Annotated in this window: 27 protein-coding genes, 1 tRNA gene and 1 riboswitch; of the genes, 16 read left to right on the top strand and 12 right to left on the bottom strand. The window is 61.0% G+C overall.

Features of this window, described 5'->3' with window-relative positions:
• Positions 1-78 precede the first annotated feature (78 nt).
• Both QA648_RS00925 and QA648_RS00920 read left to right on the top strand, forming a co-directional pair.
• The gene (locus QA648_RS00925) at positions 79-1,005 is read left to right on the top strand and encodes a sulfite exporter TauE/SafE family protein (RefSeq protein WP_104824977.1); all 927 of its coding nucleotides are present in this window, start codon (positions 79-81) and stop codon (positions 1,003-1,005) included.
• Positions 1,002-1,811: a TIGR02186 family protein gene (locus QA648_RS00920; RefSeq protein ID WP_283049029.1), complete on the top strand. Its 810-nt coding sequence runs from the start codon at positions 1,002-1,004 to the stop codon at positions 1,809-1,811. Before QA648_RS00925 ends, QA648_RS00920 begins: the two co-directional genes overlap by 4 nt.
• On the opposite strand, the gene QA648_RS00915 is transcribed toward QA648_RS00920, so the two are convergent.
• Positions 1,812-2,315, bottom strand: a complete 504-nt coding sequence (locus tag QA648_RS00915) for a helix-turn-helix domain-containing protein (RefSeq protein ID WP_283049027.1) — start codon at positions 2,313-2,315, stop codon at positions 1,812-1,814.
• A gap of 111 nt (positions 2,316-2,426) precedes the next feature.
• On the opposite strand from QA648_RS00915, the gene QA648_RS00910 reads away from it, so the two are divergent.
• Positions 2,427-2,987 carry a dihydrofolate reductase family protein gene (locus QA648_RS00910; protein WP_104821947.1) on the top strand — a complete coding sequence of 187 codons (561 nt, stop codon included), beginning with the start codon at positions 2,427-2,429 and terminating at the stop codon, positions 2,985-2,987.
• Here the strand turns inward: QA648_RS00910 and pdeM are convergent.
• Entirely contained in the window at positions 2,984-3,724 is a 741-nt protein-coding gene (gene pdeM, locus QA648_RS00905) for a ligase-associated DNA damage response endonuclease PdeM (protein ID WP_283049025.1), read from the bottom strand. The two genes, QA648_RS00910 and pdeM, sit on opposite strands and share 4 nt — an antisense overlap.
• Before the next feature lie 32 nt (positions 3,725-3,756).
• The gene (locus tag QA648_RS00900) at positions 3,757-6,267 is read right to left on the bottom strand and encodes a ligase-associated DNA damage response DEXH box helicase (protein WP_283051438.1); all 2,511 of its coding nucleotides are present in this window, start codon (positions 6,265-6,267) and stop codon (positions 3,757-3,759) included.
• Positions 6,268-6,424: 157 nt separating this feature from the next.
• Between QA648_RS00900 and QA648_RS00895 the strand changes: the two genes are divergently transcribed.
• Positions 6,425-6,925 (top strand): Rrf2 family transcriptional regulator, encoded by a 501-nt coding sequence (locus QA648_RS00895; RefSeq protein ID WP_104821945.1) that lies wholly within the window; start codon positions 6,425-6,427, stop codon positions 6,923-6,925.
• Between the two features lie 23 nt (positions 6,926-6,948).
• Complete coding sequence (locus tag QA648_RS00890; protein ID WP_283049022.1) at positions 6,949-7,410, top strand: carboxymuconolactone decarboxylase family protein; 462 nt, start codon at positions 6,949-6,951, stop codon at positions 7,408-7,410.
• Between the two features lie 88 nt (positions 7,411-7,498).
• Here QA648_RS00890 and QA648_RS00885 read toward each other — a convergent pair whose 3' ends face one another.
• Positions 7,499-8,539 carry a glutamine synthetase beta-grasp domain-containing protein gene (locus QA648_RS00885; RefSeq protein WP_104821943.1) on the bottom strand — a complete coding sequence of 347 codons (1,041 nt, stop codon included), beginning with the start codon at positions 8,537-8,539 and terminating at the stop codon, positions 7,499-7,501.
• Positions 8,540-8,982: 443 nt separating this feature from the next.
• On the opposite strand from QA648_RS00885, the gene QA648_RS00880 reads away from it, so the two are divergent.
• Positions 8,983-9,177 (top strand): DUF2735 domain-containing protein, encoded by a 195-nt coding sequence (locus QA648_RS00880; RefSeq protein WP_104821941.1) that lies wholly within the window; start codon positions 8,983-8,985, stop codon positions 9,175-9,177.
• Between the two features lie 49 nt (positions 9,178-9,226).
• Here QA648_RS00880 and QA648_RS00875 read toward each other — a convergent pair whose 3' ends face one another.
• Positions 9,227-10,171: a methyltransferase gene (locus QA648_RS00875; protein WP_283049021.1), complete on the bottom strand. Its 945-nt coding sequence runs from the start codon at positions 10,169-10,171 to the stop codon at positions 9,227-9,229.
• A gap of 195 nt (positions 10,172-10,366) precedes the next feature.
• On the opposite strand from QA648_RS00875, the gene QA648_RS00870 reads away from it, so the two are divergent.
• The 3 genes from QA648_RS00870 to QA648_RS00860 are packed head-to-tail and all read left to right on the top strand — an operon-like array spanning position 10,367 to position 12,505.
• Positions 10,367-10,633: a DUF6460 domain-containing protein gene (locus QA648_RS00870; protein ID WP_104821939.1), complete on the top strand. Its 267-nt coding sequence runs from the start codon at positions 10,367-10,369 to the stop codon at positions 10,631-10,633.
• A gap of 4 nt (positions 10,634-10,637) precedes the next feature.
• The gene (locus tag QA648_RS00865) at positions 10,638-11,138 is read left to right on the top strand and encodes a CAP domain-containing protein (RefSeq protein WP_199773560.1); all 501 of its coding nucleotides are present in this window, start codon (positions 10,638-10,640) and stop codon (positions 11,136-11,138) included.
• Positions 11,139-11,155: 17 nt separating this feature from the next.
• Positions 11,156-12,505, top strand: a complete 1,350-nt coding sequence (locus QA648_RS00860; RefSeq protein WP_104821937.1) for an MATE family efflux transporter — start codon at positions 11,156-11,158, stop codon at positions 12,503-12,505.
• On the opposite strand, the gene QA648_RS00855 is transcribed toward QA648_RS00860, so the two are convergent.
• Together QA648_RS00855 and QA648_RS00850 are read right to left on the bottom strand one after the other, a co-directional pair.
• The gene (locus tag QA648_RS00855; RefSeq protein ID WP_104821936.1) at positions 12,481-13,569 is read right to left on the bottom strand and encodes a quinone-dependent dihydroorotate dehydrogenase; all 1,089 of its coding nucleotides are present in this window, start codon (positions 13,567-13,569) and stop codon (positions 12,481-12,483) included. The genes QA648_RS00860 and QA648_RS00855 overlap by 25 nt on opposite strands.
• Positions 13,566-13,922 carry a DUF952 domain-containing protein gene (locus tag QA648_RS00850; protein ID WP_104821935.1) on the bottom strand — a complete coding sequence of 119 codons (357 nt, stop codon included), beginning with the start codon at positions 13,920-13,922 and terminating at the stop codon, positions 13,566-13,568. Before QA648_RS00850 ends, QA648_RS00855 begins: the two co-directional genes overlap by 4 nt.
• A 109-nt stretch (positions 13,923-14,031) precedes the next feature.
• Here QA648_RS00850 and QA648_RS00845 point away from each other — a divergent pair, with 109 nt between their 5' ends.
• The 4 genes from QA648_RS00845 (at position 14,032) to QA648_RS00830 (ending at position 16,855) form a co-directional block, all read left to right on the top strand.
• Entirely contained in the window at positions 14,032-14,460 is a 429-nt protein-coding gene (locus tag QA648_RS00845; protein ID WP_283049019.1) for a hypothetical protein, read from the top strand.
• 138 nt (positions 14,461-14,598) lie between these two features.
• Entirely contained in the window at positions 14,599-15,264 is a 666-nt protein-coding gene (locus tag QA648_RS00840) for a helix-turn-helix transcriptional regulator (RefSeq protein ID WP_104821934.1), read from the top strand.
• Between the two features lie 15 nt (positions 15,265-15,279).
• Positions 15,280-16,347, top strand: coding sequence for a thermonuclease family protein (locus tag QA648_RS00835; protein WP_283049017.1), 1,068 nt, complete (start codon positions 15,280-15,282; stop codon positions 16,345-16,347).
• 94 nt (positions 16,348-16,441) lie between these two features.
• Complete coding sequence (locus tag QA648_RS00830) at positions 16,442-16,855, top strand: tellurite resistance TerB family protein (RefSeq protein WP_104821932.1); 414 nt, start codon at positions 16,442-16,444, stop codon at positions 16,853-16,855.
• 9 nt (positions 16,856-16,864) lie between these two features.
• Here QA648_RS00830 and QA648_RS00825 read toward each other — a convergent pair whose 3' ends face one another.
• Entirely contained in the window at positions 16,865-17,662 is a 798-nt protein-coding gene (locus QA648_RS00825; RefSeq protein WP_245463966.1) for a transporter substrate-binding domain-containing protein, read from the bottom strand.
• A gap of 511 nt (positions 17,663-18,173) precedes the next feature.
• On the opposite strand from QA648_RS00825, the gene QA648_RS00820 reads away from it, so the two are divergent.
• Positions 18,174-20,183, top strand: coding sequence for a methyl-accepting chemotaxis protein (locus tag QA648_RS00820; RefSeq protein ID WP_283049015.1), 2,010 nt, complete (start codon positions 18,174-18,176; stop codon positions 20,181-20,183).
• Between the two features lie 84 nt (positions 20,184-20,267).
• Here the strand turns inward: QA648_RS00820 and QA648_RS00815 are convergent, their stop codons facing one another.
• The 3 genes from QA648_RS00815 to QA648_RS00805 all read right to left on the bottom strand — a co-directional run bounded on the left by QA648_RS00815 (position 20,268) and on the right by QA648_RS00805 (position 22,286).
• On the bottom strand, positions 20,268-20,855 hold the full coding sequence (locus QA648_RS00815) for an acyltransferase (protein WP_283049013.1): 588 nt from the start codon (positions 20,853-20,855) through the stop codon (positions 20,268-20,270).
• A 204-nt stretch (positions 20,856-21,059) separates the two neighbouring features.
• Positions 21,060-21,133: transfer RNA gene (locus tag QA648_RS00810), tRNA-Gly, on the bottom strand.
• 58 nt (positions 21,134-21,191) lie between these two features.
• On the bottom strand, positions 21,192-22,286 hold the full coding sequence (locus QA648_RS00805; RefSeq protein ID WP_199773514.1) for a 2'-deoxycytidine 5'-triphosphate deaminase: 1,095 nt from the start codon (positions 22,284-22,286) through the stop codon (positions 21,192-21,194).
• A gap of 72 nt (positions 22,287-22,358) precedes the next feature.
• A riboswitch (SAM riboswitch) is annotated at positions 22,359-22,437 on the top strand.
• 43 nt (positions 22,438-22,480) lie between these two features.
• Here QA648_RS00805 and QA648_RS00800 point away from each other — a divergent pair.
• On the top strand, positions 22,481-23,665 hold the full coding sequence (locus QA648_RS00800; RefSeq protein ID WP_104821930.1) for an O-succinylhomoserine sulfhydrylase: 1,185 nt from the start codon (positions 22,481-22,483) through the stop codon (positions 23,663-23,665).
• 326 nt (positions 23,666-23,991) lie between these two features.
• Positions 23,992-24,384, top strand: coding sequence for a Co2+/Mg2+ efflux protein ApaG (gene apaG, locus QA648_RS00795; RefSeq protein WP_104821929.1), 393 nt, complete (start codon positions 23,992-23,994; stop codon positions 24,382-24,384).
• Between the two features lie 76 nt (positions 24,385-24,460).
• Here apaG and QA648_RS00790 read toward each other — a convergent pair whose 3' ends face one another.
• Entirely contained in the window at positions 24,461-25,450 is a 990-nt protein-coding gene (locus QA648_RS00790) for an Hsp33 family molecular chaperone (RefSeq protein ID WP_104821928.1), read from the bottom strand.

Genomic DNA, 25,450 nt, shown 5'->3' with positions numbered 1-25,450 from the left:
GAATCGTCTGTTTAAAGGGGAAATTGTTCACAACTATCCGTTCGTTTGGGCTCGGATAGCTGCAACTGGGATCAGACCGTGACGATCTATCTGCCGATCGCAGAACTGTCGGTGAATATCTTTATTATTCTCGGCATGGGCGCCGCCGTTGGGTTTCTCTCCGGCATGTTTGGTGTCGGCGGCGGCTTTCTGATCACGCCGCTTCTGATCTTCTACAACATTCCGCCCGTCGTCGCCGTCGCCACCGGCGCCAACCAGGTCGTCGCCTCGTCAATTTCGGGCGCCATCACGCATTTTCGCCGCGGCTCGCTGGATATGAAGCTCGGCACGGTGCTGTTGATCGGCGGCCTTACCGGCGCCACTGTCGGCATCTGGATCTTTTCGCTGCTCCGGCGCATCGGCCAGCTCGATCTCTTCATCTCGTTGCTTTACGTCGTCTTTCTCGGCACGATCGGCGGGTTGATGCTGTGGGAGAGCCTGAACGCGATGCGTCGTGCCGCCCGCAACGAGCCTGCGATGCCCCGCAGGCCCGGCCATCATAGCTGGGTGCACCGCCTGCCGCTGAAGATGCGCTTCAAGAAGTCGAAGATCTATCTGAGCGTCATTCCCGTAATTGGCCTCGGTTTCGGCATCGGCATCCTGACCTCAGTCATGGGCGTCGGCGGCGGCTTCATCATGGTGCCGGCGATGATCTATCTGCTGCGCATCCCGACCAATGTCGTGGTCGGCACCTCGCTGTTCCAGATCATCTTCGTCACCGCCTACACGACCGTCGTGCAGGCCGCGACCAATTATTCCGTCGATATCGTGCTGGCCTTCCTGCTGATGGTGGCGGGCGTCGTCGGTGCGCAATACGGCGTGCGCGTCGGCCAGAAACTGCGCGGCGAACAATTGCGCGCCCTGCTCGGCCTCCTCGTGCTTGCCGTCGGCCTTCGCCTGGCGATTGCTCTGGTGGTCACGCCGGCCGATATCTATTCCGTCGTGCTCGAAGGAGCGGGCCGATGAGACGTTTCGGCCTGATGCTCGCAGCCGGTCTCCTGCTTGCACCATTGAGTGCAAAGGCGCAGGTGCTGCTCGACCAGCCGACGACCTCCACGACCGCGCGCGAGACGATGGAGATCGGCACTTCAACCAGCGAAATCGCCATCACCTCCGATTTCACCGGTGCCGACCTGACGATCTTCGGCGCGCTTTCCAACACCGACCAATTGCTGCTGGCGATCGGCCAATACGACATCGTCGTCGTGCTGGAGGGACCGCGCGAGAACGCCACGGTGCGCAAAAAGGAACGTGTCTTCGGCATCTGGGTCAATACCCGGTCGATGACCTTCGAGCATGTGCCGCAGGCCTATTCGCTGTCGAGCACGCGCGCCGTCGACAACATCACCGCGCCGCTCGAACTGAACGACCGCGGCATCGGCGTGGATCATATTCAGCTAACTCCGGTCGGTTTCGTCGGCAGCGGCGCGGATGTGCCGGAATTCCGCCAGGCCTTCCGGCGGCTGCAGGAGATTGGCGGCCTCTACGAAAGCGACCCGGCCGGCGTGCGCTTCGTCAGCTCCAGCCTGTTCAGGGCAACGTTGAGGTTGCCTGCGGACGTTCCGAACGGCGTGCATACCGTGCGCGCCTATCTCTTCAAGAGCGGCAAATTCCTGACCGATAAATCCCTGCCGCTGCGCGTCATCAAGACCGGCATCGAGCAAACGATCACCGATGCCGCCCATGAACGCCCCATCGCCTATGGCGCGTTTTCGGTGCTGCTGGCGCTGATTACGGGATGGACGGCGAGCTTCGTGTTCCGGAAGAGTTGATCAGGCGCTCCTCTTCCGCTCCACCACCTCCAGATAGGCTTCCGTCAGCCGGCCGAGCACCGACGGCGTTCCCGGCGGCAACACCTTGCCCAGGTGCTTTGCCCTCAGCTCGTCCATGAAATCCTCCCAGAGCTTCGGCCCGCCATTTTCCAGTAGTTCCGCGCGGATCGACAATTCTTCCGAGACTGGCAGATGCTTGCGGCCCCAGGCCCCCATATGGGCAAAGAGCGGCACGAGGTCGATCGCCATTTCGGTGAGGCTGTAGACGGCCTTCTGCTTGTGGGTCGGGTCGTCGTCTCGGGTCAAAAGCCCGCGCTCGACCAGCCGCTTCAATCGGTCCGCGAGGATGTTGGAGGCAATCCCCTCCTCCGAGTTCTGCAGCAGCTCGCGGAAATGCCGGCGATTGCCGAACATGATGTCCCGGATGATGATCAAACTCCAGCGATCACCCAGGATTTCCAAGGTGAGATTGATCGGGCAGCCGGAGCGATTGAGCGCGTCCATAAGGTTCTCCAAAAACTGCTTGCACTTTGCCACCAGTCGCGCTAATTTTCAACTGATTGCTTTTAGCAACCAGTTTTGATTATGATACGGTTATCACCAAGGAGGAGACCGATGAGAAAGCTTGTTGTCTGGAATCTCATGACGCTTGACGGTTATTTCGAGGGAACGAAACCCTGGGACCTCGACTTCCATATGCTCGCCTGGGGCGACGAGTTGGAAAACTACGCGAAAGAGCTTGGCCAGGAAGGCGATCTGCTGATCTTCGGCCGCAAAACCTATGAAGGCATGGCCGCCTATTGGACGAGTGCGACGGAGACACCCGATATCGCCGCCTATATGAATGGCATCGCCAAGATCGCCGCCTCGCGGACGATGGACACGGCGGAGTGGAACAATACCCGCGTCGTTCGCGACATCGTCGCTGAAGTCAGGAAACTGAAGGAAGAGCCGGGCAAAACGATGTTCGTCTTCGGCAGCGCCGAAGTGACGGATACGCTTCTGAAAGCAGGACTGGTGAACGAAATCCGCATCTGCCTCGTCCCCGTTGTTCTCGGCCGCGGCAACCCGCATTTCAAGCCGGCGGCGGAACAGATTCCGATGAAGCTGCTCGAATCCACGCCGCTGAAGACCGGCGCGGTGATCCTGCGCTACGAGCCCGCGAAAGTGGCTTAGGCAGAGAGATTGCCGAAGCGTACCGAATAGATGCGGTCGCGGCCGAGCACATGGGCAATGAGGCTTTCCCGGTCAAACAGTCCGGTCATGGCCTTGTGGCGCAGGTCCAGGCCTCCGGTCATGATGCCGAAGGCAGGCATCAGCAGGCGGGCGCCGTCGGTGGCGAAACACGGGCGGCGAACGGATCTGTCGCGACGGCGGACAGTGGCAGACGGATGCAGATGGCCGGCGATCTCGCCGGCCTGCTGGCCGCCCCTCGGTTCATGGCGGAAGGTCAATCCACCATAATGCATCTCATCGACGGAGCGACCGGGCAGATCGACCGTGCCATCCGGATCGTGATTGCCGTTGATCCATATCCATTCGCGGCCACGCGCCATATTGATGATCAGGCTGCGGAATTCTTCCGGCAGATGTGCCGAGCCGACGCGGTCATGGAAATTGTCGCCGAGCGAGACGACGAGCTTCGGATCGTAGCGGGAAATGACGGCGGTAAGCACGGTCAGCGTCGCCAGCGTATCGTAAGGCGGCAACAGCATGCCGCGCCGCGCGAAGGCCGCTCCCTTTTCCAGATGCAGATCGGAGACGACGAGGATGCCGGCATCCGGCAGATAAAGAGCCCCGAGCGGATCGCAGACGGCGGCAACACCATGAACGGCGGTCTCCACGCCCGAGGCAGGCGTCAATCCGTTCCTGACTTGGCCGTTCATCTCTCGCGCAAGCGCCAGGCGGTTCATCAACTTGGTCTGCCTTCGTTGTTTGGCATGCTTTATTCCATGGCCTCGCGGATCAGATCGTCAGCCGCCTCCGCCAGCACCACATCATGTGCCTCGCCCGGTACCGGCACCTTGCCGATTTCCAGCATCACCGGCACGGCGAGCGGCGAAATGTGGTCCAGCGCCCGGTGGGTGATGTGCCCCTTGATTCGCTTCAGCATATCCCCAAGACGGCCAATTTCCAAAAGTCCCGTAGCCGCGTCCTGCCTTGTCGCCTGCATCAGAATATGATCGGGCTCGTGGCTGCGCAGCACGTCATAGATCAGATCGGCCGATACCGTCATCTGCCGGCCGGTCTTTTCCTTGCCGGGGTGGCGGCGCTCGATCAAGCCGGCGATGATGGCGCAATTGCGGAAGGTGCGTTTCAGCAGGAAGGATTCATCGAGCCAGGCTTCGAGATCGTCGCCGAGCATGTCTTCATCGAAGAGATCGGAAAGGCTGAGATGGCCATTGGCGATCATCAGCCCCATGTCCTCCAGCCCCCAGATGCCGAGCGAATAATCCGTGGCGATGAAGCCCATCGGCTTTGCGCCGGCCCGCTCGAGGCGCCGCGTCAACAGCATGCCGAGCGTCTGGTGCGCCAGCCGCCCTTCGAAGGGATAGGCGACCATGTAGGCGCGGCTGCCGCGCGGAAAGGTCTCGATCAGAAACTCGTCGCGCTTCGGCAGCAGCGACCTGTCCTTCTGCAGCTCCAGCCAGTCGCGCACCTGATCCGGCAAACGATGCCGGCGATCGGGATCGTCGAGCATCATGCGCACCTGATCGGCAAGGTAAGTGGACAGCGGAAACTTGCCGCCGGCATAGGATGGGATTTTCGGGTCCATGGAGAAGGTTTGCGAGGCCAGGCATTCATTCTCGCGGATACCCTCGAAACGCAGCACCTTGCCGGAGAAGAGGAAGGTATCGCCGGGCGAAAGTTGTTCGAGAAAATACTCCTCGACCTTGCCGAGCGGCGCGCCGCCGCGGCCAAGCGAGCCCAACGCATTGCGCTTCACCAGCCGAATGTTCAGCATTGCCTCTTCTACGATGGTGCCGAGGTTCAGACGATATTGCTGCGCTACCTGTGGATTGGAGACACGCCAGCGGCCGTCCGGCGTCTTGCGGATGCGGGCATAACGCTCGTAGGTGCGCAAGGCATAGCCGCCGGTGGCAACGAAATCGACGATGCGCTCGAACGTCTCCCAGGATAGGTCGGCATAGGGCGAAGCGCTGCGGATCTCGTCATAGAGCTCGAGCATGTCGAAGGGTCCGGCGCAGGCCATTCCGAGGATATGCTGAGCAAGGACGTCGAGCGCGCCGGCGCCGACCGGCGGCGTATCCTGTGCACCGACATAATTGGCGTCGAGCGCCGCCTGGCATTCCATCACCTCGAAACGATTGGCCGGCACGAGGATCGCCTTCGACGGTTCGTCCATGCGGTGGTTGGCACGGCCGATGCGCTGGGCAAGGCGGGAAGCGCCTTTTGGCGCGCCGACATGGATGACGAGATCGACATCGCCCCAGTCGATGCCGAGATCGAGCGTTGAGGTGGCGACGACCGCGCGCAGCTTGTTGGCGGCCATGGCGGCTTCGACCCTCCGGCGCTGTCCGACATCGAGCGAACCATGATGCAGCGCGATCGGCAGATTGTCGTCATTGGCCGACCACAGCTCCTGAAACAGCATTTCCGCTTGCGAACGCGTGTTGACGAAGAGAAGCGTCGTCCGGTGCTCTTTCAGCTCGCGATAGATATCGGGAATGGCGTATTTGGCGGAATGGCCGGACCACGGGATATGTTCATCGGTCTTAAGGATCGAAATGTCGGGCTTGGCGCCGCCGTCGACCATCACCAGGCCGGCGTGCCGTTCCATCCCCTCCTCCTGCGCCACCAGCCATTTTTGCAGGTCCATCGGCTCGGCAACCGTCGCTGACAAGCCGATGGTTTGCAGATCGGGCGCAAGCTTGCGGAGGCGCGCAAGACCGAGCGAGAGCATATGGCCGCGCTTCGACGTCACAAGGGAATGCAATTCGTCGAGGACGATGTATTTCAAATCCTTGAAGAAGCGTTCGGCTTCATGATTGGCGAGGAGCAACGCCACTTGCTCCGGCGTCGTCAGCAGAATGTCCGGCGGGTTGAGCTTCTGACGTTGCCGCTTGCCGCTGGGCGTATCGCCAGTGCGGTTTTCGACGGAAACCGGCAGGCCCATTTCCGTGACCGGTTTCATCAGATTGCGCTCGATATCGACAGCCAGCGCCTTCAGCGGCGAGATGTAGAGGGTGTGGATGCCGGTGAAGGCGGAGCCGGGCGGGATCTTGCCGCGCCTAGTCAGATCGGTGAGCGAAGGAAGAAACCCCGCCAACGTCTTGCCGGCTCCGGTCGGCGCGATCAGCAACGTGCTCTCGCCGGCTTCGGCGCGGGCCAACAATTCAAGCTGATGGGCGCGCGGCTGCCATCCCTTTTCCGTAAACCAGCGGATGAAGGGGGCAGGAAGGGCAAGGCGGCGCTCGGAATCGATCTGGTCCACGAGGCAAATGTAGTCGAATTGCGGAGGATAGGAAGCAGGGGGTTGGTTGAGGGCGCTTTGTGTCATGGGTCTAACCCACACTCCGTCATTTTCACCTCTCTTGACTCTTCACATAATCACGGATAAAAAATATCCACGATATAAAAAGGACGTACCGATGAAACTCGGCGAAGGCGTTGAGCAGGCCATACACAGCGTCGCGATGCTGGCGGGACTGTCTGAGGGCAGCGTGCTCTCGGCGGCGGCGATTGCCGAGTTTCATGGGGTGTCGGTGAGTTATCTCTTGAAGCATCTGCAGGCGCTTTCCGGCGCCGGCATTCTTGACACCGTGCCCGGGCCCAAGGGTGGCTACCGGCTGGCGCGTTTGCCGGCCAAAATCACCCTGCTAGATATCGTGCTCGCCGTCGAAGGGCCGGCGCCTGCCTTTCGCTGCGCCGAAATCCGCCAGCGCGGGCCTAACCCGCTGTCTGGAAAATACTTCGCAAAGCCGTGCGGCATCAGCGCGGCGATGCTGGCAGCCGAGCGGGTGTACCGCGCGGAGCTCGCCAAGACCACCATTGCCGATATCCTCGCCGATGTCGCGGAGACCGACGATGGTGCCATCGCGGCAAGGGGCTGCGCCTTCCTTGCCCTCAATGAACGCAGAACCATCCGATAGATCCAGAACCCAAGGAGAAAACCATGCAACCGCGTTTCAACTTCGGCAAAGCCTCGCCCGAATCCTACAAAGCTGTCGTCGCGCTGGAAAATTTCGTCCAGAGCTGCGGCCTCGAGCGCCGCTTCATCCACCTGATCAAGCTCCGCGCCTCGCAGATCAACGGCTGCGCCTATTGCGTCGACATGCATGTGAAAGAAGCCCGTCACGACGGCCTCAGCGAACAGTGGATCAACCTGATGTGCGTCTGGTGGGAATCGCCCGTTTACGACGACCGCGAACGCTCCCTGCTGCGCTGGGTCGACTCCGTCACCAAGATTGCTCAGACCGGCATACCGGATACCGACTTCGAGCCGCTGAAGCAGCATTTCAGCGAAGAGGAGATCGTCAAGATCACCGTGGCGATCGGTACGATCAACATCTGGAACCGCCTTGCCGTCGGCTTCCGCTCGCAGCATCCGATCGATAAGGACGCGAAGGCGGCCTGACCACGACTACAGAAACGAAAAAAGCGCGGGACCGAAATCCCGCGCTTTTTTGTTTTCCTCAGTCTCGGCGAACCGAGACCGATAACGATCAAGCAGCTTCGGAAGCGAAGCCAGCCGTCGGAACTTCCGAGATGGTCTTCAGAACCTGGGAAGCGATCTGGTAGGGGCAGCCCTGAGAGTTCGGACGACGATCTTCGAGGTAGCCCTTGTAGTCGTTCTTGATGAAGGAATGCGGAACGCGGATCGAAGCACCGCGGTCGGCAACGCCGTAGCTGAACTTGTTCCACGGAGCAGTTTCATGCTTGCCGGTCAGGCGCATGTGGTTGTCCGGGCCGTAGACCGCAATGTGGTCATGCAGGTTCTTGTCGAACTGAGCCATGAGCGCTTCGAAATAGGCCTTGCCGCCGACTTCGCGCATGAACTTGGTCGAGAAGTTGCAGTGCATGCCCGAACCGTTCCAGTCGGTGTCGCCGAGCGGCTTGCAATGGAACTCGATGTCGATGCCATACTTTTCGCACAGGCGCAGCAGCAGGTAGCGTGCCATCCAGATCTGGTCAGCGGCCTTCTTGGAGCCCTTGCCGAAAATCTGGAATTCCCACTGGCCCTTGGCCACTTCGGCGTTAATGCCTTCATGGTTGATGCCTGCTTCGAGGCAAAGGTCGAGGTGCTCTTCAACGATTTCGCGGGCGACATCGCCGACGTTCTTGTAGCCGACGCCGGTGTAGTACGGGCCCTGCGGAGCCGGGTAGCCGGATTCCGGGAAGCCGAGCGGACGGCCGTCCTGGTAGAAGAAGTATTCCTGCTCGAAGCCGAACCATGCATCTTCGTCGTCGAGGATGGTGGCGCGGCTGTTGGACGGATGCGGCGTTACGCCGTCCGGCATCATGACTTCGCACATGACGAGGGCGCCGTTCGTACGGGCCGGATCCGGATAGATCGCTACGGGCTTCAGCACGCAATCGGAGCTGCGGCCTTCGGCCTGCATCGTCGACGAACCGTCGAAGCCCCAAAGCGGAAGCTCTTCAAGCTTCGGAAAATCAGCAAATTCCTTGATCTGCGTTTTACCGCGCAGGTTCGGTACCGGGGTGTACCCGTCGAGCCAGATATACTCGAGCTTAAACTTCGTCATTACGCACCTCATAAGGGTTTAACTACCCGAAGCAGAGAAAATTCGAAGGCGCCCGCCCGGAAATCTTCGCCACCTACGGCCGCCATGTGACATGCATTTGACATGCCAATTTGAGCGAGATGCGCTGCCGTTCGAAGAAAAATGCACAAATCGGAGTCAATTTTTGCCGATTTTCCATCGCCCCAGCTCGGATTCTCTCAAAATCGTGAGCAACTTGGCCGAAAGGTGCTGCCAACTTGTCGCAGTGCGGCAGATTCGAAGCAGCGCAACAATTAGGCGCCCGAAAACCACATTCCAACGCCACAAAACCTCAAAATTGCCTATAAATTCAACCTTTTGCATTTTTTTTGGGCACATCTCTCAAAAATGGCCTCCGACTCTGCTATATATAAGCTGTCTCTTGAAGCGCGCCCGCTGAACACCAAAAAGGGAGAGACATTGCAATGGCAACCAGCCCTCAACACGAAACGGCAAAGATTTTTCAGTTTCCCATCAAGACCCGAACCGTCCCGGCTGCCGGCCAACGCGATCAGGTGAACCTTGATCCCGATATCGGCCCGCGCATCGCGACGGCTGCTTTCGATAGCTGGTATCACGAAGCCGCCATTACGGAGTCCGACCAGACCCGCAAGCAATAGACGTTACCGCTCACCTATAGCGCGATATAGCGATCCGGCCATGGGCCGGTCAGGCGGATTTCTGGGTAACGAACAAAATGCCTTGCACCGGTTTTCCGGCATCCATGCGAATGATGCTGCGCGCGAGACTGAGGACAATAAAGCCACGAGCGGCCAATATCGTCCTGACATAGGCTTCCGAATGGGCAAAACGCAGGGAGTCGCGCAGAATATACCCTTGCTCTTCTCCCGCATCCTCGACGGAAAAAGCGAACACGGCCCCGGAGACGGCTAGTTCCCCGACGATTGTCATGACGCTCTGAAGATTGCCGAGGTACATCAGCACATCGGCCGCGGTGATCAGATCGGCCCGTGCCGGCGTGAGCTCGCCGTCGAAAACGCCAGACTGGGGCGGAGGCAGCGAAAGATCGGCTTGTCCCAGGTGATCATAAATCCCCTTCTCCGCTGCCCTGGCGAGCATGCCTTTCGACAGGTCGAACCCTTCCAGCCGATCGACCCGCGTGCGGATTTCCGGACCGAATAGGCCCGTGCCGCAGCCGAGATCGACGGCAAGACGGAAATGCCCGGAAATGCCGGCCGTGTCGGCGACCAAAGCCGCAAGCTTCTGCGGGACACTGTAGTCGAGTTTTTCGACCAGCGATGTCTCGAAGCGATCGGCATAGTCGTCGAAGAGGCGCTCGACATAGCGGCTCGGCGGTTGGTCGGGCAGTTCGGCCGCTCCCAGAACCGAAAGCTTCAGCCGGGCGCCGAAGACATCGCCGGCATCGAGGGCCAGAACCTTTGTCAGCGCCTCGATGGCACCCTCTGTATTTCCCGCTTTTTCACGATAAGTCGCCAGGGTGAACCAGCCTGCGGCCCAGCCAGGCGTCAGTTCCAGCGCCTGCTCCATCAATTCGGCAGCGCTTGCCGGCTCACCGCTTTCGGCGAGCATCTTCGCATAGTCTGCGCGACGGTCGGCAATGACGTCGCCGGAGGAAAGCTCAGTCGGCAGCATGATCTCAGCCCTGTTTGATACCCGCCTTTGGACGCGGCCACAAAAAAACTCAAGTCCTATTTCAGGCAGACACATGTTTCATGTAAGCACGGTTCGGTGCGCACTGTTTCGGTACGCATCGGGCAAAAGCGCTTGCGAGTCGCAAGCCGCAGCCTTATCTCAAAACCGCTCGACAGGCATTATGGAGACAGCCGCATGTCCGATCAGGTGAACAGGTTCCTCGGCGACTCGCCCGGCCGTACACTCGTGAAGCTTATCATCGTGTCGCTGATCGTCGGTTTCGTGATGAAATTCTTCGGCTGGCGGCCGCTCGACTTCCTCTATGGTCTCCGGCGCTTCCTCCTCGATCTCTGGCACAGCGGCTTTGCTGCGCTCGGCGAGTTCGGCGATTACATGCTGCTCGGCGCCACCATTGTCATTCCGCTCTTCATCATCCTCCGCCTTATCAATTACCGTCGCTGATATGATCCCCAAAATTCCGCTTTCCACGCGGCGCCCCGCGCTGCGCCTCACGGGCCTAGCGCTCGCCGCCGTCCTCGCGAGCTGCGCCACGCAGCCCACCCATGTTTCCAACACGCCGGCCAAAGACGAGACAGCTTCCGCGCTGCCGCTCGTCAACTCCCTGCGCGCCAAGAACGGGCTACCGCCACTGAAGATCGATCCAGCGGCCAGCACGGCGGCGATCTACCAGGCCAAACGGATGGCCGACGCCGGCAGGATGGAACATCTGATGGGTATCGGCGACAACTTCGGCACGCGCGTCAAGGCGAGCGGCGTCAAGTTGCCGGCGGCCGAAAACATTGCCGAGGGTCAGCGCGACGTGAACGCCGCGGTGACGGCCTGGATCAATTCGCCGAAGCATTTGCACAACATGCTCGGCAAATATAACGGTCTCGGCGTCGCCCTCGCCTACACCCCCTCTTCCAATGACAAGCCCTACTGGTCCATGGTGCTCTCTTCGAATTGAAGACGGGCTGATTGGACATGGATCATCGAGAGCATAGCGCAAGGGTTCTGCCTTTCGACGTGACGCACCGGCTGGTGCTGTCCATCGCCGTTCCGATGACGCTCGGCTTCATGACGACACCGTTGCTGGGTCTTGCAGATACCGCCGTCGTCGGGCATCTCGGCCAACCGGAAGCGCTGGCGGGGCTGGCGATCGGCGCGGTGCTCTTCGACCTCATCTTCGCAAGCTTCAACTTCCTGCGCTCTTCGACCACCGGCCTGACGGCGCAAGCCTATGGCCGCCACGACCGGCATGAGCAGCAGGCGGTGTTTTGGCGGGCACTGCTCTCGGCGCTCGGATGCGGTCTGCTGCTCCTCCTAATGTCGCCCCTATTGCTCTGGCTCGGCATCAAGCTGATGGGGCCTGAAGGCGGTATCGCCGACGCGACACGCACCTATTTCTCGATCCGCATGCTGTCCGGCCCGGCCGCACTTGCGAACTACGCCATCCTCGGCTTCGTGCTCGGGCGGGGTCAGGGCCGCATCGGGCTTTTGCTGCAGACCTTGATTAACGGCGTCAACATCATCCTTGCCATCCTGCTCGGCCTATGGCTTGGCTGGGGTGTCGCGGGTGTCGCCTGGGGCACTTTGATCGGCGAGGCTGTCGGCGCGCTCACGGGCCTTGCCATCGTGCTGCGCAGCTTTGCCGGTGAAGCGCGGCCCGCCCGGGCCGAGCTTCTGTCACGCGCCAAACTCACGCAGCTTTTTGCGCTCAACCGCGACATTCTCATCCGTACCTTCGTGCTGATCGGCGCTTTCACGCTGATGACCCGCATCGGCAACACGTTCGGCGCGGTAACGCTTGCCGCAAACGCCGTGCTGATGAACTTCTTTCTGCTTTCCGGCTATTACCTCGACGGGCTGGCGAACGCCGCCGAGCAGATCACCGGCCGTTCGATCGGTGCCAACTATCGTCCGGCCTTCGAGCGCGGGCTGAAGTTGACCGGGCTTTGGTCCTTCGGGCTGGCACTTGCCGCCGCCGTGTTCTTCTTCGCCGTCGGCCCGGCGCTGATCCGCATGCTGACGACCTCGCAGGAAGTTCGGGCCGCTGCTGAAACCTACCTGCCCTGGGCCGCCGTCACCGGGCTCACCGGCGCGCTCGCTTTTCTGATGGACGGCGTCTTCATCGGTGCCACCTGGTCACGCGACATGCGCAACCGCATGCTGATGTCGTTTGCCGGCTACCTTTTGGCACTTGCGGTCTTCGTGCCGACGCTCGGCAATCACGGCCTATGGCTGGCCATGAACGCCTTCCTGCTGTTCCGCGGCATTTTCCTCGTCATGGGGCTGAAAAAGCGCGCCGATCAGACGTTTCGGCTGGCCCAATGATCGAGCTTGCTGTCGCGCAGCTCGCGAATTGAGCCGGCACGCTCGCGGTCGAGCAGCTTCGACAGGCCGGTCACGATACGGCCCGGCAGGCCGGGGCCTTCATAGACCATGCAGGAGTAGAGCTGCACGAGATCGGCACCGGCCTTGATCTTCTCCAATGCCGTCTCTGCCGATGACACGCCGCCGACGCCGATAATCGGCAGGGCTGCGCCGACGCGGCGGCGCATCTTTGCCAGCACGACCGTCGATTTTTCGAAGAGCGGCTTGCCGGAGAGACCGCCGGCTTCCTTTGCCTGGACCTGATCCTTCAAGCCGTCGCGCGAAAGCGTGGTGTTGGAGACAATCAGCCCGTCCAGCGCATGCGCCAAAACTTCGGCGGCGATGTCGTCCATGCCCTCTTCGGTCAAATCCGGTGCGATCTTTAGGAAGACCGGGATTTTTTTGCCTGCCTTTGCCGCCTCTTCGTCGCGGGCCGCGAGGACCGCCGACAACAGCGCGGACAGGCTTTCACGCGCCTGCAGGTCGCGCAGGCCTGGCGTGTTCGGCGAGGAGATGTTGGCGGTGAAATAGCGCGCCACGGAATAGAAACGGCGGATGCCGGCGACGTAATCGGCGATGCGGTCGGCGCTATCCTTGTTGGCGCCGATGTTGACGCCGATGATGCCCTTGCCGCGGATCGGCTGCAGACGCCGGAACGCCGCCTCGTGGCCTTCATTGTTGAAGCCGAGGCGGTTGATGACACCTTCATCCTCGACCAGGCGGAAGATGCGTGGACGCGGATTGCCGGATTGCGGTTTCGGAGTCACCGTGCCGATCTCGGTAAAACCGAAGCCGAGCTTCAACAGAGCCTCGGGCACCTCGGCGTTTTTGTCATAGCCGGCAGCCATGCCGAGCGGATTGGCAAAATCCAGTCCGGCCACGGTCTGGCGCAGGCGCGGGTCGCTACCGGTCCGGCAGGCCGGAACAAGCCCGGATCTCAGCGCGGCGATCGACATTCCATGCGCTGTCTCCGGATCGAACATGAACAGACCGCGCCGGCCGAGATCGCGGAAGGCGCCGATCATTCCGGCATCTCCGGAAAGACATGCGCGCCGTCGGGGCCGAGCAATAGAGGCTTTTCCCAGAGCACGGTCGAAAGCTGGAGCGGCGCGTAGAGATGCGGGAAAAGATCGCCGCCGCGCGAGGGCTCGAATACCAGCTTGTCACCGAGCGCGTCGCCGTCGATCGCCACCAGCAGCAGGCCCTCCTGGCCGGCAAAATACCGCGCAGCCGTTTCCTTTGCCTGCGTCGCCGTCGACAAATGGATGAAATTGTCGGTCAGATCGATCGACGCGCCATTAAAAACGCCGGTTTGTCTGGCTTGCTGCCAGAGCGTATCCGGCACGATCTTGTAAACCACTGGCATCGCGGTCATCATCCTTACATGACTTTTGTCCTTGATAGGGCTTTGCACGAAAACCGTTGCCGATGTCCACGGGGAAAAGTGCAGATGGATGCACAGTAAAGCAGAAAATCCGGAGGATGACATGACGAAGGAAACGATATCGGGCCTTGCGGCCCTCATCCTGCCTGCCGCTCTTCTTCTCGCCACACCCGGCCATGCCACGGAGCCGGACCCGGCGCGCTTCCAGCTCGAGCGCAGCGGCGATCATTTCGTCCGTCTCGACAAGCAGACGGGCGCCATGTCGATCTGCGATGATCAGAACGGCAATCTGGTCTGCCGCATGGCTGCCGATGAGCGCGCAGCCTATGAAAACGAACTCGACCGCCTCTCGGATCGCGTCTCGAAGCTGGAAAAGACAGTGGCCGCAAGCAGTGGATCGAACCTGCCGAGTGACGCTGACATCGATCGAACCCTCGGCATCATGCAGAAATTCATGCGCGGCTTCATGGGGATGGCGAAAGAATTCCAGAAGGAGGCGCCTGACACTCAGGCGCAGCCGCAAAAGACCTGAAGCCACTGGAATCAAAAGCGAAAGCAGGGGGATAAAGGACCTTATTCCTACGCTCCGCTTTACTCGTAAAAAAGCCTCGGTTAACCTTTCTTTTAGGGCCAAACGCCGGACAATCCGGCTTCCGAGTGCTGAACGGCGATGCTGTCACATGAGCAGATATGGAGTGCAATCGACAGGCTTGCCGAACGGCATGCCCTCACGGCATCAGGTCTTGCCCGGCGCGCTGGCCTCGACCCCACTTCGTTTAACAAGTCAAAGCGGTTGAGCCAGGATGGGCGCCTGCGCTGGCCGTCGACTGAATCGATCGCCAAGGTTCTGGACGCAACCGGGGCCAGCATCGAGCAGTTTCTCGGCTTCATGCGGTCGGCGGATGGCGCCAGCGGCACATTCGATCGCTCCTTCCCAATGCCGGCAAGCTCCATACCGCTGCTCGGCTTTGCCCAAGCCGGTTCCGGCGGCTTTTTCGATGACGGCGGCTTTCCGGTTGGCCAGGGATGGGACATGGTGGAATTTCCGGTGCCGCCGGGGCAAAAGGGAGGCGTCTACGCGCTGGAAGTGCAGGGCGAGAGCATGCTGCCGCTCTATCGCGATGGCGACATACTGATCGTTGAGCCGGGCGCGCAGATCAGGCGCAATGATCGCGTCGTGGTCAAGACCCGCGAGGGCGAAGTCATGGCCAAGGTGCTACTGCGACAAACCGCGCGGTCGATCGAACTGCTGTCGCTCAACCCGGAACATCCGAATCGAAGCTTCGATCTTGCGGATGTCGAATGGATTGCACGGATCATTTGGGCCAGCCAATAGGAAAGTTTTCTCGTGATGCGTCGTGATATTTGGCTTGCAAGCGTCGTAGGCGTGGTCCTCGGTTCGTGGCTGACGCTGATTGCCGTGCAAGTCGAGGAGCATGGTTCTGGTTTATCGACCAAAGCCAAAGCGGAAAGCGCACCTGCCGTGAGCACGCCGGCGCCGACGGAAACTGCAAGGGCCGCCGTCCAGGCAACAATCGCTTCAGCCCAGCAACCTGCCGATACGAGCGCAGTACAATCTGCCGCCGTTGCCGCGGCGGCGGACAACAGCCATCAACCGCCTATAACTCCGACGTCGACACTGGAAGAGACGGCGAAAGCTCTTGTCGCCGACAGCGCGGCTCAAATTGACAAAGGCAGCTCCACCGCAGCCGTGCAGCCGGCAATTTTGCCGGAAAGCAGCACGTCCACCGAGTTGGCGCAGCGAAAGACGACGCCGGCAAAGTCGAACGAGACGCAATTGGCGCAGGCAACTGCGGCGGCCTCCGACCAGACCGATATAGGCCAGACGCCGACAAACCAGATGCCGGCCGATCAGGTGGACAGGGAGCGGGAGGCCGCGGCCTACCGGACTGTACCTACGGAACCGCCATCTCAGCAAGCGTCGCCCGACGGTGATCAAAAGCCGAGCGAGCAGGCAAAGCCGGTGGAACTGGTGCGGCCGTTTTCGGACCGCGCCGGCATACTGACCATTGGCGGCAAGAGCGTGCAGCTTCCCGGGATTATTCCCACCGATGTCGACCGGATGTGCACCGGGCCGAGCGGCAAGAACTGGCCCTGCGGGGCGGCGGCGCGCACCGCCTTCCGCATGTATCTGCGTGGCCGCACCATCGACTGCGACCTACCGAGCCCAACCTGGCAGGGTACGGTGATCGGCGCCTGCCGATATGTTCGCGTCGACCTCAGCGAATGGCTGGTGCGGTTCGGCTGGGCCGAGCCGGAGGCCGGATCGCCGCTGGTCGCCCTTGCCGAACAGGCAAAGCAGCAGAAACGCGGCATCTACGGCGACGATCCGCGCGTCGGCGGAAAATCAACGCTCGGGCCGGCCCCGGCCAAGGAAAACCCGCTTAATCCAATCTGACATCACAATCTGATGCCGCGCTTCCGACGCGAGCCCTTGTCATGAGAGGCGCGACTTTCTAGTCTGCTGGCAAATTGAAGGATTTTGATCTGCCATGAACAAGCCGCTTTCCGCCCACGAAGCCCTGATCTACGTCATGGTGATAGCATCCGCCGTCGATCGGACGATGAACGACAAGGAATTGGGGCGGATCGGCGAGCTGATCCACGCGCTCCCGGTTTTCGACGGTTTCGATGACGAGCGGCTGATCTCCGTTTCGCGCGATTGCGCCAAGCTTCTCGCAGGCAGCGAAGGGCTCGATATCGTGCTGGAGACGGTGCGCGACACCCTGCCGGCGCGGCTCTATGACACCGCCTACGCCCTTGCCGTCGAGGTCGCTTCTGCCGATTTCTCGGTCAAGGCGGAGGAGCTGCGCCTGCTCAGCCTGCTGCGCGACCGTCTTGGTCTCGACAAGCTCACCTGCGCCGCCATTGAGCGCAGCGCCATTGCCCGATACCGCAAGGGCTGAGAAACGTCCTCAATAGAGGCCGTAGGGAAAATAGCGCAGGTAGATTTCCTGGAGCCGGCCATCGCGTGACAATGTTGCCAGCGCGTGGTTAATCGCGGCCGTCAGATCGGCGTCCTGCTGGCGCAACATGATGGTCATGCCCTCGCCAAGGAATTGCTGCGAGAGATAGGGTCCGTCGAACAGCGCGCAGCATTTTTCGGCGGATGACGACGATACCCAGAAGGATAGTTGCAACCCATCGGCAAAGGCGGCGTCCACCTTGCCGTCCTTCACTGCCGCCAGGAGCGCGTCCTTGTCGTCGAAGGGCACTTGCTTGATGGCGGGGAAAAAGGCGGCGAGCATCGCCTCATGCGCCGTGCCCTTGACCACACCCACCGGATGACCGGTAAGGGCGGCGGCCGTCGTGCCGTCGATCGACGCTTTGAGATTGCGCACGAAACGGGCAGGCAACATCAGAAAGGGACGCGAAAAGGCAAAGCTCTTGCGCAGCTCGGAGGTCACCGCGACGCCGGCGATCACCGCATCCCCTTGCGAGGCAGCAAGCGCACTCTGCAATTCATCGAAGGGCAGCGCCTGGATCTGACATTTGTCCGATATGCCGAGCTCGTCGCAGATCTCGCGGGCAAGATCGACATGAAAGCCGGCGAGCTTTCCATTCTGATCGGCGAAATTGAAGGGCGGGAAGTCGACGGAGGTCAGGAAACGCAGCCTGACCAGCGACGAAAGGTCCGGCTTCGGCAGCCGCTCGCGCGAATCGAATAAGATCGGCAGGCCGGACGGCGGCGCCTCTTGGGCCGCCAGAGGCATGGCGCAGGACACGGAGATCAGCACCGCGCATGCCAAAAGCCTTGTCAAGGATCCCAACGACGAAAGGCAAACACGCATGATGATAATCCAGCCTCCGGTCGGTTCGCGGTTTCCGATTTCGAAACTGGTGTAACAGAGTCGTGCCGAAGGGAGAATATCCCGCCCTGTCCGTCGGTCGCGACGATCCCTTCAGGCAAAGCCGCCGACGCAATCGCATCGCAGTATTGCGATACTTGGAAAAGCGTGGATACACCGCAGAATCCGGCCTGGAAGATATCGGCGTTAGCGGTCGATTAAGCTCTATCGATTCTATTTGGCACCGACGACGTCGGCTCCGGAAGCCGATTGCATGACGCAGGTCGTCCGAACCTTGCTTGCCAAGGTATCTCATAAAATTCGGCTTCACTTGCGTGCACCGGGCAGCAAGCGCGATGTCCTTCGTTTCTCCAGGGAAAGCGGATCATTGCGCGCTGCCGTCCGGTGCGGCGCGATATCCCTCGGACGGATCGTCATGTTCAGGAACCTGAAAATCAAAACCAAGATGCTCGCCGTGATCCTGTTTTTCGGGATCATCTCCTTCGCCGGCCTGCTCTTCATCGTCAGCGAATTCCGCAAGGCGGATCAGGTCTACAGCGCCTTCCTCGACAACGAGGCGGTTGCGGCGACCCAAGGCACGCGCTCCAGCACTTCCGTTCTGGCCTCCGTGCTGCAGGCAAGCATGATGCTGAATTTCGACCCCGACAGCGACGCCTTCAAGACGGTTGCCGCCAGCAAAAGCCGCTTTGGCGAGGCCAAGGACCGATTGAAGCAGGCCGAAAGTCAGGTTCCTGCCCAAAAAGCACAGATGGATCAGATCCTCGCCGGCATAGACGAGCTGGAAGCGCTGACGAACAAGGTGATCGACCAGCGCAAGAGCGGCGACGTCAAGGGCGCGAATGCGAATATGGCCGCCATCAGCGACAAGCTGACCGCGCTCGTCGCCAAGATGCAGGCCAATAACAATGAGTTGACCGACCGGATGAATGATGGCGGCGATGCCGTGTCCGCCCACGTCAATACCACGATCAACTACACGCTCGGCATTCTCGGCACTCTGACGCTTCTGGCCATGATCCTCGGCGTCTATGTCGCGCAGACTGGCATTGCGACGCCGCTGACGCGCCTGCATCGCCGCATGGTGACGCTTGCCAGCGGTGACACGACGAGCGAGATCGAAGGTCTCGACCGTCGCGACGAAATCGGTCAAATGGCCTCGGCAGTTTCGGTTTTCCGCGACAACGCCATCGAACGCGCCCGGCTGGAAGCGCAAGCCGAAGTCGACCGTAATCTCAGCGACAGCGAGCACGCCGAACGTGAAGCGCAGCAGGCGACCGAAGCCGCGTATCTGCAGCAGGCAGTGCAGGCGCTCGGCGACGGTCTGAAGCGCTTAGCGCAAGGTGATCTAATCACCCACATCAACACGCAGTTCGTCGCCCATCTCGATCAGCTACGGCAGGATTTCAACCATTCGCTCATCAAGCTGAACGAGGCCATGCAGGCGGTGGGTGCCAATGCACGCGCCATCAACGCCGGCGCCAACGAAATCCGCGGCTCCGCCGACGAGCTTTCCAAACGCACGGAACAACAGGCCGCCGCCGTCGAAGAAACGGCGGCCGCCCTCGAGCAGATCACCACTACGGTCAAGGACGCCGCCAAGCGGGCGGAGGAAGCAAGCCAGCTTGTCGCCCACACCCGCGCCGGCGCCGAACGGTCCGGCGAGATCGTCCGCAACGCCGTCAGCGCCATGCAGCAGATCGAGAAATCCTCGTCCGAGATCGGCAACATCATCGGCGTGATCGACGACATCGCCTTCCAGACGAATCTTCTCGCTCTGAACGCCGGCGTCGAAGCCGCTCGTGCCGGCGAAGCCGGCAAGGGCTTTGCGGTCGTCGCCCAGGAAGTGCGCGAACTGGCGCAGCGCTCGGCCAATGCCGCCAAGGAGATCAAATCGCTGATCACCGCATCCAGCACGCATGTGCAGACCGGCGTCAATCTCGTCGACGAGACCGGCAAGGCGCTCGACGTCATCGTCTCGGAAATGCAGGAGATCAACCGGCATGTGCACGCGATCGCAGAGGCCTCGCGCGAACAATCGGCCGGCCTGCAGGAGATCAACACCGCCGTCAACGCCATGGATCACGGCACGCAGCAGAACGCCGCCATGGTCGAGGAAAGCACCGCCGCCAGCCATAGCCTGGCAACAGAAGCCGCCTCGCTGACGGCCCTGCTTGGCCAGTTCCGCATGACCGGAACCGAAGGCAACTATGTTGCGGCCGCGGCCCCCTCGAACCACGCGCCGCGCGCCGTCACCCGCCCCGCGCCGCGGCCGGCGGTTGCTCCGGTTCGCGCCGTCGAGGGGACGAAGGCACGCCCGGCACCCTCCCCTGCCCGCGCGCTCGGCCAAAAACTGATGAGCGCCTTCGGCGGCAGCAGCCAGACAGTGGCGGCTCCCACGAAGGACGCGGATTGGACGGAGTTCTGAGCCCGCAACGCTGCTTGACGCAATAACGCGACACGAAAACAGGCGGGATGCTTCATCGCATCCCGCCTGTTTGTTTGAGGGAGCCTATCGGTCCGCTTTTCTTTTGGAGAGAGAAAACCGTTCGAAATCCGCATGTCTGACGCTGTCGGCTTCGCCCCGCCGCCTGATCAGCTTCGCGGGAGCGCCGACATAGACGCCATAGGGGATGGTTCTGCCCTTGACGACGGAATTGGCGCCGATGACGCAACCTTTGGATATATAAGAACCGCCGAGAATTTTCGCTCCGGCGCCGATCCAGACATCGTCTTCGATGACGACGGGCTTTTTGGTGACGCCCTGCATGCGAATGGGCTGTGTGGGATCATCGAAATTGTGGTCGAACGACACCACCATGGCGTGGGCGGCGATCCGCACGTCATTGCCGATCGTGATGCCGCCGCGTCCCAGCAGAATTGTATAGTCGTTGAGGGAGACATTCCGGCCGATATCGATGCTGCCGCGTTGGGCATCGATAACGATCCCCCTGCGCAGAAAGGCCTTTGGCCCGATGCTGACGCTGCCATCCTTCCAGATGATCGTCGCGCTGCGCGGCACTTTCGTGCGGCGGGAAATCCTCAATGCACCGCGCGCGAAGATCGCCCTCAATCTGTAAAGCAGCGCAACATTGAGCATCGGCATCCCTTCCAGTCGAGGGATGATTTTTGGCAGGAATATCTGGCATTAACCTGAATGAAGATGGGTATTGTTGTGGCGATGACGCCGGCGCCAGCCGTCGTCGAAAATCAGGCTTGTGCGCCCATCGCGTTCGGACCGGACAGGCAAGTGCGTAGGCGCTCGGTAAGGCCGTCTATAAATAGCTGTTTATGAAGGAAGAACTGGAGCGGGTGAAGGGAATCGAACCCTCGTATTCAGCTTGGGAAGCTGCTGCTCTACCATTGAGCTACACCCGCCTGACATTCAGAGATGTCCAACAGTTGGCGGCCTCTGTCAAGGCCGCCAAATAGGCGATCACAGCCGGAAGTGCTTCGACAGCTTGAGGCCCTGCGCCTGATAGTTGGAACCGAGGCCGGAGCCGTAGAGGCTGGAGGGCTGTTCCAGCATGTGCTCGTAGACCAGACGGCCGACGATCTGGCTGTCTTCGAGGATGAAGGGGACTTCGTGGCTGCGCACTTCCAGCACGGCGCGGCTGCCGCGACCGCCAGCGGGGGCGTGGCCGAAGCCGGGGTCGAAAAAGCCAGCGTAATGAACGCGGAATTCGCCGACCAGGGGATCGAAGGGCGTCATTTCTGCGGCATAATGCGGTGGCACATGGACCGCCTCACGCGAGACGAGGATATAGAACTCGTCCGGATCGAGGATCAGTTCGGTGCGGCCGCGGCTATAGAGCGGCTCCCAGAAATCGAAAATATCGTGCTGCGCCTTCTTGTCGACATCGACGACCGCGGTGTGGTGCTTGCCGCGATAACCGATCAGGCCTTCCTTGTCGCCGGCCAGATCGATCGAGAGCGCTATGCCGCCGCCGGTGACGTTCGGCTTCTTGCTGGCGACCAGCGTCTCGCTCTCGTGCAGCGCCAGCAATTCCGGCTCGGAGAGCATGGCCTGGCCGACGCGGAAACGGATCTGCGACAGGCGTGAGCCGCGACGAACGACGATCGGGAAGGTGCGCGGGCTGATTTCGAGATAGAGAGGGCCGGAATAGCCGGCCGGGATCTTGTCGAACTCCTGGGCGCGGTCGGTGATGACGCGGGTGAAGATATCGAGGCGGCCGGTCGAGCTTTTCGGATTGGCGGAGGCGGACATATCGGCCGGCAGGTCGAGCCGCTCCATCAGCGGCACGATGTAGACACAGCCGGTTTCCAACACCGCGCCCTCCGAGAGATCGACGACATGCAGCTTCAGCCGGTCGAGCTTGTCGGCGACAAGATGCGACGGGCCGGGCATGAAGCTGGCGCGGACACGGAAAGCATGGGCACTGAGCCTCAAGTCAAGGCTCGCCGGCTGGATCTGATCGACATCCAGTTCTTTTTCGCTCGTCAGCCGCCCCGCTTCGAAGAGCGCCGCAATTGCGCGATCGGCCAAAATTCCAGTAGTGCGAGCCATCATGCCTCTTCCATAATTTGCCGCAGACAAAACCAAACTCGGGGAATTGACGCAAGCGGTCAACGGCAGTATTGCAACTTATCCCGTGGTGATTTGGCCGGTCGGCTTGCAGCCACGTTAAACAAGTGGCTAAAAGGACCGGGGTTAAACCGGTCTGCTTTCGCGACCGGTTTTTTTGTTTTGAAAGTGGTGATGGCATGAGCAAGACTTGGCGCCCCGCAACCCAGCTCGTTCACGGCGGAACGCTCCGTTCGCAATTCGGCGAGACCTCCGAAGCAATCTATCTGACCCAGGGCTTCGTCTACGACACCTCGGAAGCCGCGGAAGCCCGTTTCAAGGGTGAGACGGATGGCTTCATCTACGCCCGCTACGGCAGCCCCACCAACGACATGTTCGAGAAGCGCATGTGCGCTCTTGAAGGTGCCGAAGATGCCCGCGCCACCGCTTCCGGCATGGCCGCCGTTTCCGCCGCCATCCTTTGCCAGTTGAAGGCTGGCGATCATATCGTCGCGGCCCGCGCCCTGTTCGGCTCCTGCCGCTGGGTGGTCGAGACGCTGGCGCCGAAATACGGCATCGAATGCACGCTGGTCGATGGCCGCTTCATCGAGAACTGGGAAAAGGCCATCCGACCGAATACCAAGGTGTTCTTCCTGGAAAGCCCGACCAACCCGACGCTGGAAGTCGTGGATATCGCCGCCGTCGCCAAGCTCGCCAACCAGATCGACGCCAAGGTCGTGGTCGACAACGTCTTCGCAACGCCGCTGTTCCAGAAGCCTCTGGAGCTCGGTGCGCACATCGTCGTCTATTCCGCGACCAAACACATCGACGGCCAGGGCCGCTCGCTCGGCGGCGTCATCCTCTCCGACAAGCAGTGGATCGACGAAAACCTGCACGATTATTTCCGCCACACCGGTCCGGCCATGTCGCCGTTCACTGCCTGGACGCTGCTGAAGGGCATCGAAACGCTCCCGCTGCGCGTCAAGCAGCAGACGCAGAATGCCGCCAAGGTCGCCGACTTCCTCGCGGAACAGAGCAAGGTCGGCAAGGTGATCTATCCCGGCCGCAAGGACCATCCGCAGGCAGACATCATCGCCAAGCAGATGACCGGCGGCTCGACGCTGGTGGCCTTCGAGCTGAAGGGCGGCAAGGAAGCGGCCTTCAAGCTGCAGAACGCGCTGGAGATCGTCAAGATTTCCAACAATCTCGGCGACTCCAAGAGCCTGATCACCCATCCCGCCACCACCACGCACAAGAACCTCACCGACGAAGCCCGTGCCGAACTCGGCATTTCGCCGGGAACGGTGCGCTTTTCCGCGGGGATCGAGGACAGCGAAGATCTGGTCGAGGATTTCGCCCGCGCTCTGGCACAAGTTTCCGCCTGACTATATCTACCCAAACCCGCCCGAATATTGTTCGGGCGGGCTTACACATCTCGAAAACGAACCGTGCGCCTATACTTTCGACCGCCGACAATTAACCTTTAGAGTTATTCCTAACATCTGAAAATCCGAATGGTTTAATCCGTCAAAGGCGTTTTCACCAATCCATTCCTTGACGGAACAGGTCGCTTTATAGGATACCCCTAAGTATCCCGCTTTCCGTGGGATCATAGAAAGCGGATAAGGTGCCCTAGACTTAAATGCTGGAGCGTCCTTTGTGCGTTCGTTTGAGCGCGCGACGTTTCGGAGTAGTGACCAAGGTGTCAGGCATGTATCGCGCACTAACACACGACATCGAAGTTGTTGTCGAACCCTTTTATCTGGAGGAGCAATCCGATCCGGAAGACGATCGTTACGTCTGGGGTTACCGCATCATCATTTCCAACCACTCGACCGTCACCGTGCGGCTGGTGACGCGCTATTGGCACATCACCGATCAGAACGGCATGGTGGATGAGGTGACCGGGCCGGGCGTCGTGGGCGAGCAGCCCAGGCTGCGGCCCGGCGATACCTATGAATATTCCTCAGGCTGCCCGCTCGACACGCCATCGGGCATGATGTTCGGCCACTATCAGATGGAGACGGATGACGGGAAGCTGTTTCACGTCAAGATCCCCGCCTTCTCGCTGGATACGCCCAACCTGCTGCGGACGCTGAACTGAAGCTCGCTGGAGCGGTCGGCCTTTCACGGCATCGCCTCACCGCTCCATTTTGCTCTTCGCACTTTCCTGAGATTGCTCAGGCGGCCGTCACCTCGGACACCTCGAAGCGATAGGTCGTCGAGCAGAACTCGCAGGTGACGGCGATTTCGCCGTTCTCCTGGCTCGCTTCGACCTCCTCGGCGGAGAACCCCCGCAACACACCCTTCAGCTTATCGCGCGAACAGGTGCAGCGGTCAAAAACTGCCTTGGGCTCATAAACGCGCACGCCGCGCTCATGGAAGAGACGGAACAGCAAACGCTCGGTACCGACCTGCGGATCGGTCAATTCGTCGGCGTCGATGGTCTCGACCAGCGAGCGGGCTTCCGCCCAGGCGTCATCCTCGACGTGTGCGCGCAGGCTGGTGTCGCCGTCGCCGCCGTGGAAGTCCGGCTGGCGCATGCGCTCCGGAGCTTCCGGCAGAAACTGCGCTACAAGGCCGCCCGCCCGCCAGCGATGGCGCGGCTTGCCGGCCTCATCGCGATCGAACAATTCGGCGGCCCCGAGGCGGACACGCGTCGGGATCTGTTCCGACTGGCGGAAATAGGTGCCGGCGATCTCCTCGAGCGACGCGCCGTCAAGCGCGACGATCCCCTGATAGGGCTGGCTGAAGCGACCCTGATCGATGGTGAAGGCGAGGACGCCCTTGCCAAGTAGTTGTTCCGGTTCGGTCTTGCCGGCAGCCACGGCCTTGGCCAGCGCCTCGTCATCGAAGCGGGCATAGGCGCGGACGTTCTCCGGCGTCGAGAAATCGGCGACCAGAAGGTCGACCGGCCCGTCGCTCTTCGTCTGCACGGTGAACTTGCCCTCGAACTTCAGTGACGTGCCGAGCAACACGGTCAGCACCACCGCCTCGGCCAGCAGCCGGGCAACCGGGGCCGGATAGCTGTGCCGGGCGAGAATTGCGTCCAACAGCGGCCCAAGCTGCACGGCGCGGCCACGGACATCAAGACCCTCTACCTGGAAGGGAACGACATGATCGTCGCCGGCAAAATCGAATTGACCCAGCGAGGCTGCACTTTCCGCCAT

Origin of the sequence: Rhizobium sp. CB3171, from assembly GCF_029714265.1 — a bacterium.
GTDB lineage: Bacteria > Pseudomonadota > Alphaproteobacteria > Rhizobiales > Rhizobiaceae > Rhizobium.
The sequence above is the reverse complement of the archived record's forward strand: the minus strand, read 5'-3'. Positions and strand labels throughout refer to the sequence as shown.

Coding starts and splice junctions, on each gene's coding strand:
- QA648_RS00850 (WP_104821935.1), bottom strand. CDS start 13,922: ATGATGACCGCGATGCCAGTGGTTTACAAGATCGTGCCGGATACGCTC.
- QA648_RS00820 (WP_283049015.1), top strand. CDS start 18,174: ATGTTCAGGAACCTGAAAATCAAAACCAAGATGCTCGCCGTGATCCTG.
- QA648_RS00920 (WP_283049029.1), top strand. CDS start 1,002: ATGAGACGTTTCGGCCTGATGCTCGCAGCCGGTCTCCTGCTTGCACCA.
- QA648_RS00915 (WP_283049027.1), bottom strand. CDS start 2,315: ATGGACGCGCTCAATCGCTCCGGCTGCCCGATCAATCTCACCTTGGAA.
- QA648_RS00830 (WP_104821932.1), top strand. CDS start 16,442: ATGAACAAGCCGCTTTCCGCCCACGAAGCCCTGATCTACGTCATGGTG.
- QA648_RS00825 (WP_245463966.1), bottom strand. CDS start 17,662: ATGCCTCTGGCGGCCCAAGAGGCGCCGCCGTCCGGCCTGCCGATCTTA.
- QA648_RS00860 (WP_104821937.1), top strand. CDS start 11,156: ATGGATCATCGAGAGCATAGCGCAAGGGTTCTGCCTTTCGACGTGACG.
- QA648_RS00890 (WP_283049022.1), top strand. CDS start 6,949: ATGCAACCGCGTTTCAACTTCGGCAAAGCCTCGCCCGAATCCTACAAA.
- QA648_RS00790 (WP_104821928.1), bottom strand. CDS start 25,450: ATGGCGGAAAGTGCAGCCTCGCTGGGTCAATTCGATTTTGCCGGCGAC.
- QA648_RS00880 (WP_104821941.1), top strand. CDS start 8,983: ATGGCAACCAGCCCTCAACACGAAACGGCAAAGATTTTTCAGTTTCCC.
- pdeM (WP_283049025.1), bottom strand. CDS start 3,724: ATGAACCGCCTGGCGCTTGCGCGAGAGATGAACGGCCAAGTCAGGAAC.
- QA648_RS00845 (WP_283049019.1), top strand. CDS start 14,032: ATGACGAAGGAAACGATATCGGGCCTTGCGGCCCTCATCCTGCCTGCC.
- QA648_RS00800 (WP_104821930.1), top strand. CDS start 22,481: ATGAGCAAGACTTGGCGCCCCGCAACCCAGCTCGTTCACGGCGGAACG.
- QA648_RS00885 (WP_104821943.1), bottom strand. CDS start 8,539: ATGACGAAGTTTAAGCTCGAGTATATCTGGCTCGACGGGTACACCCCG.
- QA648_RS00870 (WP_104821939.1), top strand. CDS start 10,367: ATGTCCGATCAGGTGAACAGGTTCCTCGGCGACTCGCCCGGCCGTACA.
- QA648_RS00875 (WP_283049021.1), bottom strand. CDS start 10,171: ATGCTGCCGACTGAGCTTTCCTCCGGCGACGTCATTGCCGACCGTCGC.
- QA648_RS00910 (WP_104821947.1), top strand. CDS start 2,427: ATGAGAAAGCTTGTTGTCTGGAATCTCATGACGCTTGACGGTTATTTC.
- QA648_RS00835 (WP_283049017.1), top strand. CDS start 15,280: ATGCGTCGTGATATTTGGCTTGCAAGCGTCGTAGGCGTGGTCCTCGGT.
- QA648_RS00895 (WP_104821945.1), top strand. CDS start 6,425: ATGAAACTCGGCGAAGGCGTTGAGCAGGCCATACACAGCGTCGCGATG.
- QA648_RS00840 (WP_104821934.1), top strand. CDS start 14,599: ATGCTGTCACATGAGCAGATATGGAGTGCAATCGACAGGCTTGCCGAA.
- QA648_RS00805 (WP_199773514.1), bottom strand. CDS start 22,286: ATGATGGCTCGCACTACTGGAATTTTGGCCGATCGCGCAATTGCGGCG.
- apaG (WP_104821929.1), top strand. CDS start 23,992: ATGTATCGCGCACTAACACACGACATCGAAGTTGTTGTCGAACCCTTT.
- QA648_RS00855 (WP_104821936.1), bottom strand. CDS start 13,569: ATGATCGGCGCCTTCCGCGATCTCGGCCGGCGCGGTCTGTTCATGTTC.
- QA648_RS00815 (WP_283049013.1), bottom strand. CDS start 20,855: ATGCTCAATGTTGCGCTGCTTTACAGATTGAGGGCGATCTTCGCGCGC.